Source organism: Kothea flammea (assembly GCF_052161645.1).
GTDB lineage: Bacteria > Planctomycetota > Planctomycetia > Pirellulales > Pirellulaceae > Laterigemmans.
Genome location: NZ_CP197414.1, coordinates 7,729,684 through 7,748,507, shown reverse-complemented (window position 1 = coordinate 7,748,507; position 18,824 = coordinate 7,729,684). Strand labels below are relative to the sequence as shown.

The window sequence follows — 18,824 nt, the reverse complement described above, 5'->3', positions numbered from 1 at the left end:
CCAGCGGGACACCTGAAACGGCAATCGTTCGATTAAATCACATGTTATATGAGGTTTTTTCTTATGCTTCGGCGAATACTGAATCAAGTGCGGCTCGTTGGTGGTCGCGACTGATCGCCAGGAATTCAGCCATCGTGGCGGCCGTGGCCTCTGCGGGTTGCCGTTCGGACGGTTCGTCCGCCGGTAGTGTAATCCAAGCGGTCCGGCTGTTGATCGCAGTTGGCGGTTCGCTTTCTTGCGGGCTCGGTTCGTCGTGTTCCCAGCCAAGGGCTTCGACTTCGACCGGGGCCCCGGCGACAAAGGTGCTGACTTGTTCAAAGCCGCGGGCGACACGATTGTCTCCCGTTGCCGAGCGAAGCGTGATTTGATCGTCGGTGCGGATCCAACGTGACTGCGCGTCACCATCGGAGTACATGGTCGCCAAGTCGTTGCCGCCAGCGGTCGCATGTCCGGTCACGGTTTGGAAATGTCTGGCTTGCACGAAGTAGCCAGGGCCCGTGATCAAGGCATTGGATGAAGACGCGCTGAAGCGATCATCACCGGCTGAATCATATAAGTCGGCGGTGTCATGTCCGCCGGCCGATGCGTAGGCAAAAACTCGCTCGAATCCGAAAGCCAAGTTGAAGAAATCACCCCCCCGCAAGCTGACGAATTGCGGCCGCACCGCCAGTCGTTCATCCCCCGCCGAGTCATATAAGAAGGCAACGTCATTGCCCCCTGCCGTGGCGTGAATGTAACTGCGACTGATCTCGCTGACTTCATAGCGAAAGCCAACGCCGGTTAATACCGCTTGCCCCGGTCGTGCTTCTAAACGATCGTCGCCAAAGGTGTCGTGGAGAAAGACTCGGTCGGCCCCTCCTCCGCCCCGATAGTTCACTTCCTCGAAGCCGCGGAGTACCAGTGAAATGTCACCTTCGCTCAGTGAACCATCGGCGTAAGGATTTAAGATCAACCGACCGGCGGCCGCCGATCCAATGATGCTTAATTGGTCGGCCCCTGCGCCGCCGTTGATGATGCCAGCGGTGATGTCTCCGTTGCCAAATTGACCACTGCTAAATTGATAGTTCAGGGAACCAATCTGCGCGGTAAATCCGTTGGAGAGATCGATGGAAACGGCCGGGTTGTGCGCTCCCAAATCGATGTTGACTTGTCCCTGATCGACTAGCAAAACGTTGGCTAATTGCAGGCGAGTTTCGCTACTGGCTTGCGGCGTGCTGATTACCAATGTTTGGTCGGACCGCACATCAAGATCGATTTGATTGTTGCTCGTGGGCGTGCCGTCCCACAGCAGGTTACCCGCCAAGTCGGTGATGCGAATGGGGGTTTGCGGCGGAGTGTCGCTGGCCAGCGAGAAGATTCCATCGCTGACTGCCGTAACGTGCAGTGCCGTATTCCCGTCCAGGACCGCAGACTCCCACTGGACCCTGCCCAAATCCACGATTAATGGCTCCCAGGGATCATCCGTTGGGTCTTCCGCTTCGCTCCCGCCCGAGTCGTTATCTGTCCCGTTACCAGGCTCATCGCCGGGAGCGTCAAACTGGGCAAAGACAAATTCAATGGCGGCTTCTAGATCGACATCATAATAAGAAAAACCGGTCGTCAGATCGGTTCGCGTGGTGGCTGTCGATTGCAAGATATTGAGCAGCGTGTCGTTAGATGCTTCCTGGCCCACCAATTCGAAAGCTTCGCGGAGCAAGACCGCGGCACCTGCCATTTGCGGCGCTGCCATGCTGGTTCCGGTGGCCGCGTAATAGTCGTCAACGTTACCATCCCACCCCAGTACATGATCTGGGATGGAACTGGTTAGGTTCCGTCCGACCGTAGCCAGTATTTGATCTTCGCGTTGCGAGAATTGGCTGAGGTCTCCCGACGAATCGGTACTGCCAACAGCCCACACCAGATCGCTCGACGCGGGAAAGCTAATCGCGTCAGCTCGGCTGGAATTGAATTGATTGCCGGCGGCGGCCACGACGACGATATTGGCCGCATGCAAGTCGGCTAGCTCGTCGGCAAATTGGGCCTGCACCTGGTCGGCCAATTCGGCCGGGATGGTGGCGCCGAGGGAAAGATTGACCGTGGTCAGGGGATGTTCGAAGCTATCTCGGTTGTCGTAAACCCAACGCAGCGCCGACTCGATCCAATCGAGTGAGCTTTGCCCATGATCATCGAAGACGCGAATGCCAACCAAGTCGGCCCCGGGGGCGACTCCCGTTAATCGATCGCTCTCGCCCGCAAGCAGTCCGCCCACGTGAGTGCCATGAAAGCCAGCCGGTGGATCGTCGTAGGGATTGGCATCTTGCTCGGCAAAGTCCCAGCCACCGACGACGCGATAACCGGGGCCGAAACCACTACCCAGCGCCACGTGATCCCAGGCGATGCCGCTATCGATCACCGCCACCGTTTGCCCGCTTCCGGTCAGTTGCCAGCGATCGCGGATGGCGGCTGCTTGAGAAAGTAGGCCACCTTGTTCATGGTCTCCGGTGTTGCCGCTACCCAGTTCGGAAACCCCCAGCTGCCCTGCATTCCCGTGGTGATTGGCTCCGCCCCAAACCAACGCGCCAGTCGGTTCGGGATTGAGATCAGCGTTGCCGCTATGTGCGTGTGAGTTTTGAGAGTTGGCTGCCGGGTGGCAAACTCCCGATATTTCGGAGCTGCCGACTGGCTGAAGTCCATCGAGCGCATCGATCAACGCTGCGGCGGCCACGTTGGCGGAGAGGGCCAAGCGGGTTTCGAAGGAATCAAATTGAATTGGACGTTGTGCGGTCTTTGGCAAGCTACGTCGAGGCAATGATTGCTTTGAGGATTCCATGGATGTTGCCGTGGGCAGAGAACGAAAAACAGTCCAGGCAACCATAGGTCGTTAAAGATCACCCACTTGCACTCCTGGGATTCGTAACCGAATCGACTTGATTTCCTGCCTGCTTTTGGCCGACATAAAAGGTCGAGGCGTTATTTTTAGACTTATCCCCCCGCAGCTGAGGAAGTAGGAGTCATGTCCCTGGCCCGCTTCTGGTCGACGATTAAACTACTTCATCTTTCCCAGCCCGCTGGCGATCGTGCGCTTTATCGTGCGGTGCGAGGCCGTCAGATTGGCAGCGTGCTGGAGGTGAACGTGGGTACCGCTGCGCGCAGCCAGCAGTTGGTGCAATGGCTGCGGTTGTTGGGCAACCAAGAAGCTTTCCGTTACGTGGCGGTGGACGCTTACGAATCGGGTGGAGCTGGGCACATCTCGCTCAAGTCGTTTCACAGCGTGATGGGGAAACTAGGTGTCAAGCCGCTGCCGATTCCCGAAATGGGTAATTTATCGGTAGCTTTGACGCGAGTTGCGCACACCATCGGAGCGGTCGACTTGGTGATTTTAGATTGCCCGCCGAGCGAATTTGTGATGGGACCGGTCGCCACCATTCTGCCACGTTTAGTGGGTCCGAACTCGCTGGTGATGGCACAGGCGGCTGATGTGGAAGGACTCAGGCCGTTGGACATTTCTAGTTGGGAGACGGTCGCCACGCGGGCCGCTTAGGTTGACACGGCAGATAACCACCGGCTCATGAATTCCGCGTGATTGATCTGGCCTCCAACACCGCCCCCCTACTAGGATCAAAAAAGTTGGATTCTAAGTCCGCGGGTCTTTGGGGAGAGTGTCCACGATGTGTGGAATTGTTGGGTACATTGGTTCATCGGCTGCCACTGATTTTCTGCTCGATGGTCTGCGGCGGTTAGAGTACCGCGGCTATGACAGCGCGGGCATCGCAACCTTGGCCGATGGCGGGATCGCGATCCGTCGGGCTGTCGGCCGGATTGAAAAATTAGCTTCCTGCATCACGGCCAGTCCGACCAGTGGTTGCAGCGGAATTGGTCACACACGTTGGGCGACCCACGGCCCCGCCACCGAGAATAACGCCCACCCGCACATCGGTGGCGATGGTGTTGTTGCCGTGGTTCACAACGGGGTGGTAGAGAATTTCCAGCAACTTCGCGAGGACCTAATCGCTCTCGGCTACGTCTTTAATTCGGCGACCGACAGCGAAACGATTGGGCATTTGATTGCTGAGGGGCTTAAGCAAAGTGCGGCTAGCTGCGAGCCCGACGCGTTGCATGAGGATGCCCGTTACGTGGACGCCGTGCGGGGCGCTATTTCTCAGCTCCGTGGCACTTACGGGATTGCCGTCGTCTTCCGCGATCGCCCCGACCTGATGATTGCCGCTCGCTTCGGCAGCCCGCTGGTGGTTGGTATTGGCCGCGGTGAAAACTTCATTGCTTCAGATGCTTCGCCCTTGGCCGGACACACCGACCGCATCGTTTACTTGGCAGATCATCAATTAGCAGTCATCAAAGCCAACCACCTTTCGGTGATTCATCGCGACCAGGGAAAAGTTCACCTTGACATTCGTCCGCTGGAAGTCGCTGCCGATGAAGTTTCCTTGGAAGGCTTCGAGCACTACATGCTCAAAGAGATTTATGAGCAACCCGATTCATTGCGCAACGCTATGCGAGGCCGGCTCGATGAAGAAGACGCCAGTGCTGTGTTTGGTGGTCTGAATCTAACGCCACAACAATTGCGGGGCGTCGAACGGATCATTCTCACCGGTTGCGGTACAAGTTGGCACTCGGCTTTGGTGGGCGAGTATTTGTTAGAAGAATTCGCCCGCATTCCGGTCGAAGTCGAATACGCCAGCGAGCTCCGCTATCGGAATCCACCCATCGATTCAGGCACCTTGGTGTTTGGCATCACGCAGAGCGGCGAGACCGCCGACACGTTGGCCGCGTTGCGTGAGATGAAGCGAAAGGGGCATCGCACGCTGGCCATCTGTAACGTCGTCGGTAGCTCGATTGCTCAAGCGGCCGATGGTGGAGTCTATCTGCACGCGGGTCCCGAAATCGGTGTCGCCAGCACCAAAGCTTATAGTTCTCAGTGCTGCGTGCTGGCTATGCTGGCACTCTACTTTGGGCGGTTGAGGCACCTCAGTTTCGAAGCGGGGCAGCGGATGATTGCCGAGTTGCAATCATTGCCGGGGGCCGTGCAAGAGTCGCTGGGCTGCAATGAGCACGTTAGGCAGGTGGCTGCCAAATACAAGGACGCCACGACCTTCTTGTATCTGGGCCGTCAGTACAACTTTCCCACCGCCTTGGAAGGCGCGTTGAAGCTGAAAGAGATCAGCTATATTCATGCCGAAGGTTATCCGGCTGCCGAAATGAAGCATGGTCCCATTGCGCTGGTTGATAAACAGACACCCAGCGTGTTTATCATCCCGACAGGCACCACGTATGAAAAGGTGATGGCCAATATCGAAGAGGTGAAAGCTCGGGGTGGACCGATCATCGCGGTCGCTTGTCATGAGGATCCTCGGATCGCCAGTCTTGCCGACGATGTGATTCGCATTCCCGAAGTCCCCGAGTTCTTGCAACCGATCGTGTCCGTGATTCCGCTGCAACTGTTGTCTTATCACGTCGCTCTGCTGAGGGGTTGTGATGTCGATAAACCACGCAACCTCGCCAAGAGCGTGACGGTCGAATAATTGTTAGCGATTTTGCTGGCTCGCCTAGCAGCGTGGGCTCGTTTTTTGCTAAAGCATGCTGACTTTCCCACTCGGGGGACTAGGCTGGGACGGGGTGAATCTGGTGTTCGCGCCGCCGTGTCTCCGAATTCACAATAACTTTTTGAAACAGCTCAGTCCGCGGTAGTCGCGGGCTAGCCCAAGCAAACGAGCAGGAGTTTTGTCAATGAAAACGATCGGCCTCAGTTACAACGCGCGGAAAGCCCTCACAGTTCACATCGGAGAGTCGGCTGGGACCGAGATCGCCAACTTGATTCAAAAAATGGCCTGTGAAATCGATGAACTGCGTCGCACCAAGGTGAACGTCACGCGGATCGTTCCCAATCAGGAACCTCAAGGACTGTTCGAAGAGTCGGCCTGAGTGAACGCGGACCCTTACTTCTCATCAACGCTTGGACTATAACAGCTAGCGGCAAATCATTGTTGGTAGCAAACGTGGTGGCAGGGTTTCGATGAGCAAGGTTCGATGAGCAAATATTTAGTAACCGGTACGGCTGGCTTTATTGGGTTTGCTTTGGCCAAGTATTTGCTCGAGCGTGGCTATGAGGTTGTTGGTGTCGACAACTTCAATGACTATTACAGCGTGTCGCTCAAAGAAGACCGGGCGCGCATCTTAACGCAATACGCCGGCTTTCGAGATTATCGCATCGATTTGGCCGATGCCGCCGCTTTGCGGGGAGTGTTCTCCGATCACACGTTTGATCGAGTGGTGCATTTGGCCGCTCAAGCTGGGGTTCGTTATTCGATCGAACACCCGGAAGCTTACGTGCAGAGTAATCTGGTCGCTTTTCTGAATGTTTTGGAATGCTGTCGGCACGCCAAGACTCCCCATCTGACGTATGCCAGCAGCAGCAGCGTGTATGGTGCGAACACCACCATGCCCTTTTCCGTCCATCAAAATGTGGATCACCCGGTCAGCTTCTACGCGGCCACCAAAAAAGCCAATGAGCTGATGGCGCACACCTACAGCCACCTTTATGGGTTGCCCACCACTGGGCTGCGTTTTTTCACGGTCTACGGACCTTGGGGGCGCCCCGATATGGCTTTGTTTTTGTTCACCAAAGCGATCTTTAATGGGGAGCCGATCAAGGTCTTTAATGAGGGCCGTATGCAACGTGACTTTACTTACATCGACGATATCGTTGAGGGCGTCTTTCGGAGTGCGGAACAGATTGCCGCCCCCAACCCCGATTGGTCATCATCCAACCCCGACCCAGGGACCAGCCGCGCGCCATTTCGAGTTTACAATATTGGCAACAACCAACCGGTAGAGCTGAGCTACTTTATCCAAACCATCGAACAGGCGGTTGGACGTCCGGCGATCAAGGAACTATTGCCGATGCAGCCCGGTGATGTCCTGGCCACCTTTGCCGATATCGACGACTTGACTGCGGCGGTTGGTTTCCGGCCAGCAACTCCAATCGAACAAGGGGTGGAGAGTTTTGTTCAGTGGTACCGTGAGTATTACGGTTTGCCGAGCAAATAACTGTATCGCTGCCAAATAACCGTATCGCTGCCGGGCATGATTGCGTACGCTTTTCCGATAGCTTCTCAAGTTGATCATATAAATTACACTTGGTTTTGACCCGCTGGGCGACACTGCGGGCCGATTGTCGATTGAACAATCCGCTTTGAAACATTCCAATACGAAAACGCGTTCGAACTTTCTCCACCAACGATTCAACCTCTTCCCACAGCAAAGCCTCCATGAGCGATCAAGTGACGCGGTCTTCTGGGCCGCGGACCATGTTCGAGAAGATCTGGGACAATCACGTCGTCCACACCCCACCTGGGCAACAGACGATTCTTTACATCGATCTCCACCTCGTGCACGAGGTCACCAGCCCGCAAGCTTTCGAGGGTTTGCGTCTGGCGGGTCGCACCGTGCGGCGGCCTCAATTGACGATCGCGACCCCCGATCACAATGTGCCGACGACCGATCGCGGCTTGCCAATCGCTGACGAAATTTCTCGCAAGCAAGTCGATACTTTGCGGGAAAACTGTCTGCAGTTTGGTGTCGAGTTATTGGATATCGATGACGTGCGGCAAGGTATTGTCCACGTGATTGGTCCCGAGAATGGCTACACTCAGCCAGGTATGACCATTGTTTGCGGCGATAGTCACACAGCCACCCATGGTGCCTTTGGTGCGCTGGCTTTCGGGATTGGCACTAGCGAAGTCGAGCATGTGCTGGCCACGCAGACTTTGCTGCAAAGTCGCCCGAAAACTTGCGAGCTGCGAATCGAGGGCGATTTACCCCCTGGGACCACAGCCAAGGATTTGATTCTGTTCCTGATTGGCAAATTGGGAACCGCTGGTGGCACCGGATATGTCTTGGAGTACACCGGCGACTGCATTCGCAAACTGTCGATGGAAGAGCGAATGACGGTCTGCAACATGTCGATCGAAGCGGGTGCTCGAGCTGGCTTGATCGCTCCTGACGAGACCACTTTTGATTACCTGCGAGGTCGTCCCCACGCGCCGCAAGATTTTGCAGCCGCTGTGGCCCAGTGGCGTCAGCTGCCCAGCGATCCGGGGGCTCAGTACGACCGGGTTGAAGTTTATCAAGCGGCTGAGATTGAGCCTCAAGTTACTTGGGGGACCAACCCTGGACAGGTCCAAAGTGTCACAGCCAAGATTCCCGATCCGGCGGAACTCGACGATCCCACCGAGCGCCGTTCGGCAGAGCTTGCCCTGGAATACATGGGCCTTGCGGCGGGAACCCCGATCACATCGGTGGCGATCAATCGCGTCTTTATTGGTTCCTGCACCAACGCTCGGATCGAAGATTTGCGAGCCGCCGCCGCGGTCGTTAACGGTCATCGTGTCTCCGATCAGGTAAGTGCGATGGTCGTTCCGGGGAGCGGGCAAGTCAAACGGCAAGCGGAATCGGAGGGGCTCGATCGCATTTTCAAGGCAGCCGGTTTTGAGTGGCGGGAGGCGGGTTGCAGCATGTGCTTGGCCATGAATCCCGACAAGTTGGCTCCTGGTGAGCGTTGTGCCAGCACCAGTAACCGCAATTTCGAGGGTCGTCAAGGCAAAGGGGGTTTAACCCACCTGGTCAGTCCGGCGATGGCCGCTGCCGCCGCTATTGCTGGGCACTTTGTTGATGTTCGCGACTGGGATTACAAGTCCAACTAGAAAGCTCACTCAATTATGCAAGCCTTTACAGTTCATCAAGGTGTTGTCGCCACGCTTGATCGCGCGAACGTCGATACCGATCAAATCATTCCGAAGCAATTTCTCAAGCGAATTGAGCGGAGCGGCTTTGGTCAGTATCTGTTTTTTGACTGGCGGTTCCTCCCCGATGGCGCCGCCAACCCCGACTTTGCCTTAAATCAACCTGCTTGGTCTACCGCCAGCATCTTGGTGGCGCGGCGTAATTTCGGCAGCGGCAGCAGTCGCGAACATGCCGTGTGGGCGCTCGAAGATTACGGTTTTCGCGTCGTCATTGCGCCCTCGTTTGCCGACATTTTTTATAACAATTGCTTCAAGAACGGTGTTTTACCGATCACGTTGGACGAAGCGGACGTGGAGCACCTTTTCCAGTTGGCGAACCAAGCGGTGCCGTTGCAGATGGTTGTCGACTTGGAAAATCAGACGCTCCGCACTGTCAACGCGACGACTGAATCGGCTACTCTTTTCGTCCGCTCGTTCGAAGTCGCCGATTTCCGCCGCCACTGTATGCTCAACGGGTTGGACGATATTGGCCTCACTTTGCAGCATGAAGCGATGATCTCGGCGTACGAACAGGCTCGCTCATCGACGCCCGTTCATTGACGATTTGGGCCGGCCTCCTAGAATGCTACTCCGGGTCAGTTCCATATCGCCTTAATTGGCCGTACAGGGGTAGTTTTGGGAATGAAGTCACCACGTTGGCTAGCCGCCTTGCCAGTGTTCAACGAAGTCCAGCACGTGCTTGGGGTGTTGCGTGAAGTTCGCCAGTACGCTGAGCACATTTTGGTGGTTGATGATGGCTCCACCGATGGGACTTCGCAATTGCTCCGCGAGCAGCCTGGCATTCGTTTGATTCAGCACCCGCTGAATCGAGGTTACGGGGCCGCTCTGAAGTCGGCTTTCCAGTACACCATCGACGAGGGGTTTGCCGGTGTCGTGACTCTTGATTGCGATGGCCAGCACCAACCCAAACGCATACCCCGCTTCATTCGTGCGGCCCAGTCGGCCGACATCGTTTCCGGAAGTCGTTATCTCAAGCAATATGAGGGTGATAGTCAGCCCCCCGCCGAACGTTTGTTTATTAACCGTCGGATCACGGCCGAAATCAATCAGCGATTGAATTTCAACCTCACCGATGGCTTTTGTGGATTCAAGGCATATCGCACCGAGGGTCTCCGGCAACTAGATATTTCTGACGACGGTTACGCCATGCCACTGGAGCTGTGGGTGCAAGCGGCGGCGGCTGGGCTCAGTGTGATTGAGGTTCCCGTGCCGTTGATTTATCTTGACCTTGATCGCTCTTTCGGTGGCTCACTGGACCATGCCGAAACTCGCTTGGCCTACTATAATCAAGTACTCGATGCGGCCGTGGCCTGCGTTCGAGCTCAGGGACGTCCGCTGTTTTCGTCTCAAGGCCTTTGCAAACATGCTCGCGGATGACCCCCATCGAAGCGCCTCCTCAATTCCGTCACTACGCAGCGCCCCGCCAGCACGGCACTGCTTTGATCGATCCGCCCCTCGAGTCGATGGGGCAATTGATTGAGGAAAATCTGCGCTCCGCCGGGGAGTGGGATGTGCAAATTGCCGGGCAACCGATTGCCCAGTTACGCGAGCGTGCCAAGCTAGAGTTATTGGTCGCGGCGATACAGCATACCGAGGCTTACCGCGAAGTTCCCGCGGCTTGGAAAAAAACGGCCTCGTTAGGGCTGGCGGCTTTGCCAACGCAATTAGCGACAAAGCGTTCTTTATCTGAGAATTTTTCGCCGCGGCAATCAACGGGCGGGTTTCCTGAATTCATACTGGCCGGTCATCAACCCGAGCTGTTTCATCCGGGCGTTTGGTTTAAGAATTTTGCCCTTTCCGCAATTGCTCGCCGGCGTGCTGCGGTGGCGATCAATTTGGTGGTCGATAATGATCTTTGCGGAGCCACTTCGGTGCGCGTCCCCAGCCTCGGTTCTGGTCATTTAGCCAGCAGCACGGTGGCTTTCGATCAACCGCTGGCTCAGGTTATTCCGTTCGAGCAGCGTTGGATCCGAGATCGCGAGACGTTTGATGCGTTTCCCCGGCGGCTTGTCGAGCAGCTCGCTGGGCTCGTCGATGAACCTGGTGTGCTACGACTTTGGCCGCTCGCCCAGCAAGCAGCGGATCACTGCGCCAACGTCGGCTGCTCGCTTGCGCAGGCTCGCCACGCGCTCGAAGGAGAACTCGGTTTGCAGACCTTGGAGCTGCCACTCAGTTCCGCTTGCCGTTCTTATGCCTTTGCAGCCTTCATCTTGCACCTGCTTGCCGAACTTCCGCGGCTGCATCAGTGTTACAATGAATCACTCCGCGAGTACCGTTTAGCGCATCGCATCCGCAGCCAAGCACACCCGGTGCCGCGGCTTGATAAAGCGGATGGATGGTTTGAAATTCCGCTTTGGATTTATGGCGATCAAGACCCCCGTCGCCAACCCGCTTGGGCTCGTCTGATTGGCGACCAGTTGGAGGTTGGTGATCGCGACCAGCGAAGCTTGATCATTACGGCGGAGCTGAATTCCGAGGCAGCCGTTGAGCAGTTATTGGCTGGCATGGGGCAAAATTTTAAGCTCCGGCCGCGGGCTTTAATGACCACCACGTATGCGAGATTGATCCTCAGCGATTTATTTTTGCATGGTATTGGCGGGGCGAAGTACGATCAGCTAGGGGATATGATTGTACGTCGTTTTTTCAATATCCAACCGCCCGCCTATGCGGTGCTCAGCGCCACAGCGTTGTTACCTGTTGAAGAGCAATCGGCGGACTACCGCCCCGTGGCTGAAGTGATCGCCGATTTGCGGCGAGTGAAGTATGCGCCCGAGCGTTTTGCTCACTTGGTGAACCTTCCAGCGGAGTTGCTGAAACGCAAGCGAGTGTTGCTTGCCGACATTCCTCCCCGGGGCTCCAAAGCGGCTTGGCATCAAGAACTCCAGCAAGTGAACCAGCGGCTGGCGACTCGCCTTTCAGCCGTCGAACAATCCTTGCGACAAGAATTGGCAATCGCCAAAGCGGATGCTCGCGAGCAGCAGATTCGGGTCAGCCGAGAGCATCCGTTCCCAGCCTATCCTCTGGACTATCTCCGGCGGACTTTTCAAGCATTGATTAGTGATTCTGAAGGCGAATAGCCATAGCTGATAGTGTTTGAGGTGCCCGCATCGGCAGCTTTTGATCCAGCATCATTGTTCCGCTGAGCAGCTGGCAATCAGGCTAAAATCAAATAGTTGTCAACCGCAAGTCGGCAAAGTGTACTGCTCACCTTCTCTATCGTAACTGTACGCAGTACCTGTCCCTCATCGTAATCTGCGTAAGCTGTGAAGTTAGAGGCCCCTGGGGGCATTGGGTCGGCAGGCCTCGGGTTTTCGAGGCAGAATCCGCGCGGGACCTGTCCCCGTGCGCAATTTGGGTGATGCGGGGTGTTTGGGAATGTTGGCGATTCTGGGCTGTGATCTTGGATCCTGCGGTCGATCGGCCCCAGCAAGAACCGCGCGGGACCTGTCCCCGCGCGTAATTTGGGACACGTGGGGTGTTTGGGAATGTTGGCGATTCTGGGCTGTGATCTTGGATCCTGCGGTCGTGCGGCCCCAGCAAGAGCCGCGCGGGACCTGTCCCCGCGCGCAATTTGGGCCACGTGGGATCTTTAGGGGATTTGGAGAGATTGGGTTGCAAAATCAATTTCTGCCGTCGATCGACCGCAGTAAAAAATGGGTGGGACCTGACCCCGCGCACATTTTGGGTGATTCGGGGTCTTTGGGGGGTTTGGCGAGATTGGGTTGCAAGCCTAATTTCTGTCGTCGATCGGCCGCAGCAAGAACCGCGCGGGACCTGTCCCCGCTCACACCCGCTCACAGCTTGCGCAATTCAGGTAGGTTGGGGTTCTTGCCTGATTTGGATTACAGCACTCATCCCAGCTCTAAATCTCCAGCACTCGATAATCGAATCCGCTTCCGCGGGCCGAGCCTCAATCAAGCTCCAAAATCAGAAGACTCCAGCGGACGCCCGCAAAATCGCCAACACGCCCTCCGCGACTAGCCGACAGTGTGGCGAGCCTGGTATGGAAACGAGAGTCATTCCGCCGCTAATTGCTACACCCGACCAGAGCGAGCTCGGAGGCCGCGCTCTGTGGTTGCTAAAAGACAGGCGGTGGTGGAAACGGTTTTGCCAGTCCTTACTCGTGACGCAAAGCTTCAATGGGATTCATCTTTGCCGCTCGGATCGCCGGGTAGAGACCACTGATCAGGCCCACGCCGACAGCAATGAAAATTGCGACCGGGATGATCCAAAACACGATCGTCGGTTCAACTTCACGGATCGTCTCCGGCAGTGCGTTGTAAGCATCAGCAAACAGCCTTTTGACGATATAGACAAGCCCGCTGTACATCAAAGGCCCCAGCAAACCCAGCACGGTACCCAACGCGGCACCGGCCAAGCTGAGAACCACGGTCTCAACCAGAAATTGCACCGTAATATGGATTTGCTTTGCACCCAAGGCGCGGCGTATACCGATTTCCCGAGTTCGCTCCGTGACGCTCGCCAGCATGATATTCATAATTCCGATGCCGCCAACCAGCAGCGAAATCGAAGCGATCAATACGCCGATACCCAAGAACATGTAGCGCAAGTTTTCCGCTTGCTTCTTTAGCTCGTAGGGTGCGACGACGGCAATATCCTCTAACTCGGTATGAGCCGGCATCAGAATACTCTCGATCAACTTGGCCGTCTTCAGCACCTCATCGACCGACGTGACTTTCAGCGTAATCTGATTTAACTCGACGATTTCGGTTTCAAACGAACCGCTCCGTCGCGTTACGATCGTATCGCCGATCCGCTGTTGCAAGGTCTTAAGCGGAATGTAGACATCGGCAGAAAAGTCTTGCGAATCTAACGAACCGCCAATCGCAGCGGACGGGCCGCGATCTTCCAGGATCCCAATGACGCTGTAGTAGTCCTTGTGCTCCGGTATGTAAATCCGTTTCCCGATCGGATTCTCGTATGGAAATAGTCGCTCCACCACCTTGGCTGCCAGCACGCAAACCGTATCTCGTTTGAAATTATGCGCGTCAGTGATAAAAGACATCGTTCTATCATCAAACAGCTCCAAACGATTGACTTCCGCATACTCGGGCGTACATCCCACCAAGCGACCGTCAATCGTGCGACCTTTATAGGTGAATTGTCGCCGAATTTCACGAATGGGCACTGCACTCTTGAGCGTGGGCACAGTGGCCAACAACTTGTCCAATTCAGCTCGTCGCAAGCCGTATGGCTGGGCCGATCGTCCTTGCATCTTTTCACTCGGCGGCTTGCGAGTCCGCACAATAATCGTATCGGCTCCAAGCGATTCAATTTGTTTCACAACTTGATCACTGGCCCCCTGGCTGACCGACGAGAGTACGATCACAGCCCACACGCCAATCATGATGCCGAGCATCGTCAGACCGCTCCGCAAAGGGTGCAGTTGTAGACTTTTGACCCCCAGCTGAATGGTTCGGAGTAAAAGCATCATGGGCTCACATCGCCTCTTCGCGTTTAATCAACTCTTCGACAGCTTCACGTTGACGCTGCCTCGCTGCGGCACGATCAGATTCTGAATTCGAGATGTCGCTTTGCAACAAGCCATCCTTCAGGCGTACCACGCGCTTCGCTCGCGCGGCAACTTCATCTTCGTGCGTCACCATAATTATGGTGCGCCCCTCCTTGGTATTTAGATCATCAAACAGCGATAAGATTTCCTCGGTCGTTTTGGAGTCCAAATTGCCTGTCGCCTCATCCGCAAGCACGAAATTCGGGTCGTTCACCAGCGAGCGAGCAATTGCCACGCGTTGTTGTTGTCCACCGGAAAGTTGCGCGGGACGGTGATCCAAGCGGTCGCCCAAACCAACCAGCGAGGCCAAGTCGATGCAGCGTTGCCGCTCATTCGCTCCCAATCGCCCCTGGTAATACAACGGTACCTGAATGTTCTCCACAACCGTTAATTGTTGGATCAAATTGTATGATTGAAACACAAAACCAATACGGCGACTGCGGACATCGGCCAATTGGTCATCAGACATCTTGGAGACGTCATCTTCACCCAAGAAAAGATTTCCTCCCGAGGGCTGGTCCAGGCAACCAAGCAAGTTCAGCAGCGTACTCTTGCCACTTCCCGATGGCCCCATGATCGCCACGAAGTCGCCTTCCGGAACATCAAACGAAACACCGCGCAAGGCACGCACCGTCTCGCTCTTCAGTACGTATTCCTTGACCAAGCCACGGATCGAGCAGGCTACGCCCGCGGGTGGCGGTTCGCTGGAAATTGTCGCCTGGGTAGATGACTTCACATAGGGATGCGCAGTTGGATTAGAAGCCACCGCCGCCTCCTCCCCGCGGACCACCCGCCCCGCCACCTTGCATCGCCGCTTTGATCCGTGCCACCAGCTTGGCCGCCGCCACGGTCAACTCGGCTTTGCTGTAACTGCCGTCGCCATCTCCATCAGCAGTCTCGAACATCCGCTTGCTGCGTTCATCAATGCTAGCCGCTTCATCGGCAGAAATCACGCCATCAGAGTCGCTGTCATATTGCTCCATGATGCGAGTCACCATGTCCGCAGCCGATGGCATGCCGCCCCCACCACCCCCCGGAGGCCTGCCGCCCGTTGCCGGGCCACCACCTCCTGAGTCACCACCAGCTCCAGCTCCGTCTTGTCTTTGATCGGAGGGTCCGTCTTGGGCGGCAATACCTTGTGTTGGCATTTGGTCGCTCAGCAACTCGGTATCCGTTTCTTCGGGTACTGGCAAATCCATTTGATCTAAGTAATTTCGCAGATTCATTACGATCTGATCGCCCTCTTCCACACCCTCAAGGATTGTCGCCATGGTATCGTTGGTCGCGCCAATGCTCAGCTTGCGAGTTTCAAACTCGCCGGCTGGTGTGCGGATCAAGGTAAATGTGTTGCCAAAGTGTTCGTAGACTCCTTGTATCGGAATCTGCAAAGCATCTTTCTTTTGATCCACATAGATTCGCACTTCTGCCGTCATCCCAGTACGAATGTTGTCCGGTGGGTCAATGATCTCGATCGCGCAAGCGTACTCTTTGATCGTGGAGCTGAACCAGCTGCCCGGCTCGGCGTACCGATTGACCTTTTTGACTCGACCGAGCAGTTCCATGCCCTCGATTGAGCCGACGCGGATTCTGGCTGGCATCCCTTCACGAACCAGCGTGATGCGTGATTCATTAATCTTTGCCTTAACCTGCATCCGGGTCGGGTCGGGCAAGCGGATTAAAACTTGGCGTTCCCGCACCGTCGCCCCCGGTTCGACAACAAACTCTGCGTTACCACCGCGGCTGCTGTATTGGTTGCCGTGAACGACGACGCCTGAGGAAGGGGCATACATCACGCAAGCTTTTATCTGTTGTTCAATGTCTGCCAGCTTTTCCTCTTCTTCGTTTAGCGTGCTCTTCGCCGCTTCCCTCGCCGCCACCGCAGTCTCAATATCACTGTCGTACTGAACCAACATCTTTTGACGAGTCAAATTCTGCAGCACTCGCAAGCGACCCTGAGCACCTTCCAACTGATTCTGTGCGTTGGCAACGGTAAACTCATTGCCTTCCAACTGCAGCGAATTAGCCAATCCCTTAGCGACCATTTTCTCGGTGTAACCCAAGTCGAGGCGAGCCTTTCTTAATTCTTGTTGAGCGACCAAAATCTCACTCTCAATCGCTTTCTCTTCGGTCATATAGACCCCTTCGAGATATTCTTGTCGAGCGATCCGAGCTTGCTCCAGAACCGCCTCCGCGCTGGTCAAACTAGCGCGAGCGTTGCTTAACACAATTCGTTGCTGCTTAAGCTCAGTTTCCAATTGTGAAGAGTCCAGCTCGACGAGCTTATCCCCTTCCTTGACGCTGGTCCCTTCGTCGACAACCCACAGAATCGCCGTGCCACCACTGCCCCGCGACTTCACCTGGCAGATTAACTCCGTGTTGCTGCTGCTCTCAATCTCACCCTGCTCCAGCACGATGTGATCAAACGAGCCTCGCTCAACGGGTCGCAAAACTAGTTCGGCTTCGGTCACCCCTCCTGAGTCTCTGAAATACTTGACGTAAGCGAATCCACCAACGCTGGCGCTGATCAACAACATCAGCAAGAAAATGGCGACGACGGAAATACCGCGACGACGCGAGGCTTTGTTTTGGCTCAGCACCATGGCCGGCTCACTCCACATATTCGGGCGTGGGAAGGAATCATCATCCGAATTCGTGCTGACGCTCACAGCACAAACTTTCGAGGGACGTCGCTAGGGAAATGACGAATCTGTCGCGACGTACTTACCAGATTAGTGTAAGTGCCTCGACAAGTCACGGCGCATTTTTTGCATTCCATACCGACTTTTCGGTCCAGCGGGTGGCGAGCACCGCTCCAGCGGTAATCCGCAACCGGCGAGCACTCTTAAAATTGGCGCAAACACCGCGCAGGCAAGGTGAAAAGCGAGCCGACATCATGCAAATTGAACACCGGCGAAAGCCAGATGTTTCGCCGATCGAAACTCCACGGCGAACTGGCGATCGCCTCAGCAGGCCTGATCGCCTAATTAGCACTCCACAGCGGGTCGGCTTCATCCACGCTCGCCCAAACCTCCAGTTGCGGAAAGAGACCGCCCAGCCATTCGGCCAACCCTTCCATGGCGAATCGCTCGCTCGCGTAATGACCCACCAGCACCAACCCAATACCGCTCGCCTCGGCTTCCAAACACCCGTGAAAATTTGCTTCACCCGTGATCAACGCCTGACAACCTCGCCGCTTTGCCGCCGCCAAGAAACTCCCTCCGCTGCCGCAAGCGATTCCCACCCGCGCGATTCTTGCCTGCGACGCCCCAACCACACGTACACTTCGCCCAGCAACTTTCTGCTGTGCCAATCCAGCCAGTTCATGGAGCGAAAGAGGAGTGGCAAGTGTGCCAAACCGCCCACTTCCCAGCGTCTGACCGCTAGGTTCATCCACGATCGGCGGTTCGATTGCCGTCAGGGGGGCGATTGAAGAGAGTTCAAGCAGCTCGGCCCACTGCTGATTAATACCCTGCACCGCCGAGTCGAATGCGGTATGGGCACTGTAAATCGCCACCTGTTGGCCGATCAATTCCCACAGCATCCGCCCGGTCACCGAGTCGGTGGTCAAACGTTTAAGGGGCTGAAACGGCAAGGGATGATGCGTGACGATCAAGTCAACGCGCCGCTGTAGTGCTTCAGCCACAACCGGCGGACTGATCGTTAAACAAGTCATCACCCGCTCGGCCGCGACGCTGCGATCGCCGACCAGTAATCCAACGTTGTCCCACGCTTCGGCTAAGGCGAGCGGAGCAAGTTCCGCTAACGCCTGGCAGATGCTATCGACCGTGATTGCCTTGGGTGAATGCTTCAAGACTTCTCGCGTTTCGGTTCGCTAACGATGCAAAGCTTTTCCCACGCCGGGAATTCACTTTCCCGCCTGTCGCCTGGGGACTTAACGTGGAGCAACCATGGCAATCATCCGGCGACCATGTTGTTGCGGAGCGGTTTCGACTTTGCCGAATTCGGCCAAAGTTTCCAGCACCGACTCCATAACCTTGCGACCTTCTTCGATGTGAGCCATCTCGCGGCCGCGGAACAACACGGAAACCTGGACTTTGTCCTTGTGTTGCAAGAACTTCTCCGCCCGCTTTACCTTCGTATCGATGTCAGCTTGACCAGTCTTCGGTCGGAGGCGGATTTCTTTGGTTTTGGTGTGTGAACCACCGTGATTCTTCTTTTTGTTCTTGTCGTATTTATATTTGCCGTAATCCATAATGCGGCAAACGGGTGGTCGCTCGTTCGGAGCGACTTCGACAAGATCCAGCCCGGCTTCCCGAGCGTGGGTTAACGCTTCCTCAGTGGGGATGATCCCCATCTGGTCCCCTTCGGGACCAATGACCCGAATCGGAGTGATACGAATTTGATTATTGACGCGAGTTGCATCGCGTTCGGGAGGTTGAACACCTCGACGTGCCAGTGCCATTTATCATCCTCGGCCGGGTGGCATTCCCGGACCAAACGTGAAAAAAAAGGGTCGACCAGCTCCTGTGTCCTGC

Annotated in this window: 14 protein-coding genes; 8 read left to right on the top strand and 6 right to left on the bottom strand. The window is 55.9% G+C overall.

The features are described from left to right. Positions 1-61: 61 nt before the first annotated feature. Positions 62-2,809 (bottom strand): S8 family peptidase, encoded by a 2,748-nt coding sequence (locus SH139x_RS28920; RefSeq protein WP_488353185.1) that lies wholly within the window; start codon positions 2,807-2,809, stop codon positions 62-64. Positions 2,810-2,992: 183 nt separating this feature from the next. Between SH139x_RS28920 and SH139x_RS28915 the strand changes: the two genes are divergently transcribed. The 8 genes from SH139x_RS28915 (at position 2,993) to SH139x_RS28880 (ending at position 11,872) form a co-directional block, all read left to right on the top strand. Next, positions 2,993-3,520, top strand: a complete 528-nt coding sequence (locus tag SH139x_RS28915) for a hypothetical protein (protein WP_488353184.1) — start codon at positions 2,993-2,995, stop codon at positions 3,518-3,520. Positions 3,521-3,647: 127 nt separating this feature from the next. After that, positions 3,648-5,516: a glutamine--fructose-6-phosphate transaminase (isomerizing) gene (glmS, locus tag SH139x_RS28910; RefSeq protein WP_488353183.1), complete on the top strand. Its 1,869-nt coding sequence runs from the start codon at positions 3,648-3,650 to the stop codon at positions 5,514-5,516. Between the two features lie 205 nt (positions 5,517-5,721). Continuing rightward, positions 5,722-5,916: a hypothetical protein gene (locus tag SH139x_RS28905; RefSeq protein ID WP_488353182.1), complete on the top strand. Its 195-nt coding sequence runs from the start codon at positions 5,722-5,724 to the stop codon at positions 5,914-5,916. Between the two features lie 105 nt (positions 5,917-6,021). Then, positions 6,022-7,041 (top strand): NAD-dependent epimerase, encoded by a 1,020-nt coding sequence (locus SH139x_RS28900; RefSeq protein WP_488353181.1) that lies wholly within the window; start codon positions 6,022-6,024, stop codon positions 7,039-7,041. A 221-nt stretch (positions 7,042-7,262) separates the two neighbouring features. After that, on the top strand, positions 7,263-8,696 hold the full coding sequence (gene leuC, locus SH139x_RS28895) for a 3-isopropylmalate dehydratase large subunit (protein ID WP_488353180.1): 1,434 nt from the start codon (positions 7,263-7,265) through the stop codon (positions 8,694-8,696). A 15-nt stretch (positions 8,697-8,711) separates the two neighbouring features. Further along, positions 8,712-9,335, top strand: coding sequence for a 3-isopropylmalate dehydratase small subunit (leuD, locus tag SH139x_RS28890; protein WP_488353179.1), 624 nt, complete (start codon positions 8,712-8,714; stop codon positions 9,333-9,335). A gap of 81 nt (positions 9,336-9,416) precedes the next feature. Beyond that, positions 9,417-10,172, top strand: a complete 756-nt coding sequence (locus SH139x_RS28885; protein ID WP_488353178.1) for a glycosyltransferase family 2 protein — start codon at positions 9,417-9,419, stop codon at positions 10,170-10,172. Next, positions 10,169-11,872, top strand: a complete 1,704-nt coding sequence (locus SH139x_RS28880) for a hypothetical protein (RefSeq protein WP_488353177.1) — start codon at positions 10,169-10,171, stop codon at positions 11,870-11,872. The genes SH139x_RS28885 and SH139x_RS28880 overlap by 4 nt, the downstream gene beginning before the upstream one ends. Before the next feature lie 1,040 nt (positions 11,873-12,912). Here SH139x_RS28880 and SH139x_RS28875 read toward each other — a convergent pair. From SH139x_RS28875 to infC, 5 genes are all read right to left on the bottom strand, one after another. Then, positions 12,913-14,247 (bottom strand): ABC transporter permease, encoded by a 1,335-nt coding sequence (locus SH139x_RS28875; RefSeq protein WP_488356121.1) that lies wholly within the window; start codon positions 14,245-14,247, stop codon positions 12,913-12,915. A gap of 7 nt (positions 14,248-14,254) precedes the next feature. Beyond that, positions 14,255-15,040 carry an ABC transporter ATP-binding protein gene (locus tag SH139x_RS28870; RefSeq protein ID WP_488356120.1) on the bottom strand — a complete coding sequence of 262 codons (786 nt, stop codon included), beginning with the start codon at positions 15,038-15,040 and terminating at the stop codon, positions 14,255-14,257. Between the two features lie 43 nt (positions 15,041-15,083). Continuing rightward, on the bottom strand, positions 15,084-16,994 hold the full coding sequence (locus tag SH139x_RS28865) for a permuted SH3 domain-containing protein (protein WP_488353176.1): 1,911 nt from the start codon (positions 16,992-16,994) through the stop codon (positions 15,084-15,086). A 314-nt stretch (positions 16,995-17,308) separates the two neighbouring features. Continuing rightward, positions 17,309-18,139, bottom strand: a complete 831-nt coding sequence (locus tag SH139x_RS28860) for a Nif3-like dinuclear metal center hexameric protein (protein ID WP_488353175.1) — start codon at positions 18,137-18,139, stop codon at positions 17,309-17,311. A gap of 81 nt (positions 18,140-18,220) precedes the next feature. Continuing rightward, the gene (gene infC / locus SH139x_RS28855) at positions 18,221-18,751 is read right to left on the bottom strand and encodes a translation initiation factor IF-3 (protein WP_488353174.1); all 531 of its coding nucleotides are present in this window, start codon (positions 18,749-18,751) and stop codon (positions 18,221-18,223) included. Between the last annotated feature and the right edge of the window lie 73 nt (positions 18,752-18,824).

Coding starts and splice junctions, on each gene's coding strand:
- SH139x_RS28920 (WP_488353185.1), bottom strand. CDS start 2,809: ATGGAATCCTCAAAGCAATCATTGCCTCGACGTAGCTTGCCAAAGACC.
- SH139x_RS28915 (WP_488353184.1), top strand. CDS start 2,993: ATGTCCCTGGCCCGCTTCTGGTCGACGATTAAACTACTTCATCTTTCC.
- glmS (WP_488353183.1), top strand. CDS start 3,648: ATGTGTGGAATTGTTGGGTACATTGGTTCATCGGCTGCCACTGATTTT.
- SH139x_RS28905 (WP_488353182.1), top strand. CDS start 5,722: ATGAAAACGATCGGCCTCAGTTACAACGCGCGGAAAGCCCTCACAGTT.
- SH139x_RS28900 (WP_488353181.1), top strand. CDS start 6,022: ATGAGCAAATATTTAGTAACCGGTACGGCTGGCTTTATTGGGTTTGCT.
- leuC (WP_488353180.1), top strand. CDS start 7,263: ATGAGCGATCAAGTGACGCGGTCTTCTGGGCCGCGGACCATGTTCGAG.
- leuD (WP_488353179.1), top strand. CDS start 8,712: ATGCAAGCCTTTACAGTTCATCAAGGTGTTGTCGCCACGCTTGATCGC.
- SH139x_RS28885 (WP_488353178.1), top strand. CDS start 9,417: ATGAAGTCACCACGTTGGCTAGCCGCCTTGCCAGTGTTCAACGAAGTC.
- SH139x_RS28880 (WP_488353177.1), top strand. CDS start 10,169: ATGACCCCCATCGAAGCGCCTCCTCAATTCCGTCACTACGCAGCGCCC.
- SH139x_RS28875 (WP_488356121.1), bottom strand. CDS start 14,247: ATGCTTTTACTCCGAACCATTCAGCTGGGGGTCAAAAGTCTACAACTG.
- infC (WP_488353174.1), bottom strand. CDS start 18,751: ATGGCACTGGCACGTCGAGGTGTTCAACCTCCCGAACGCGATGCAACT.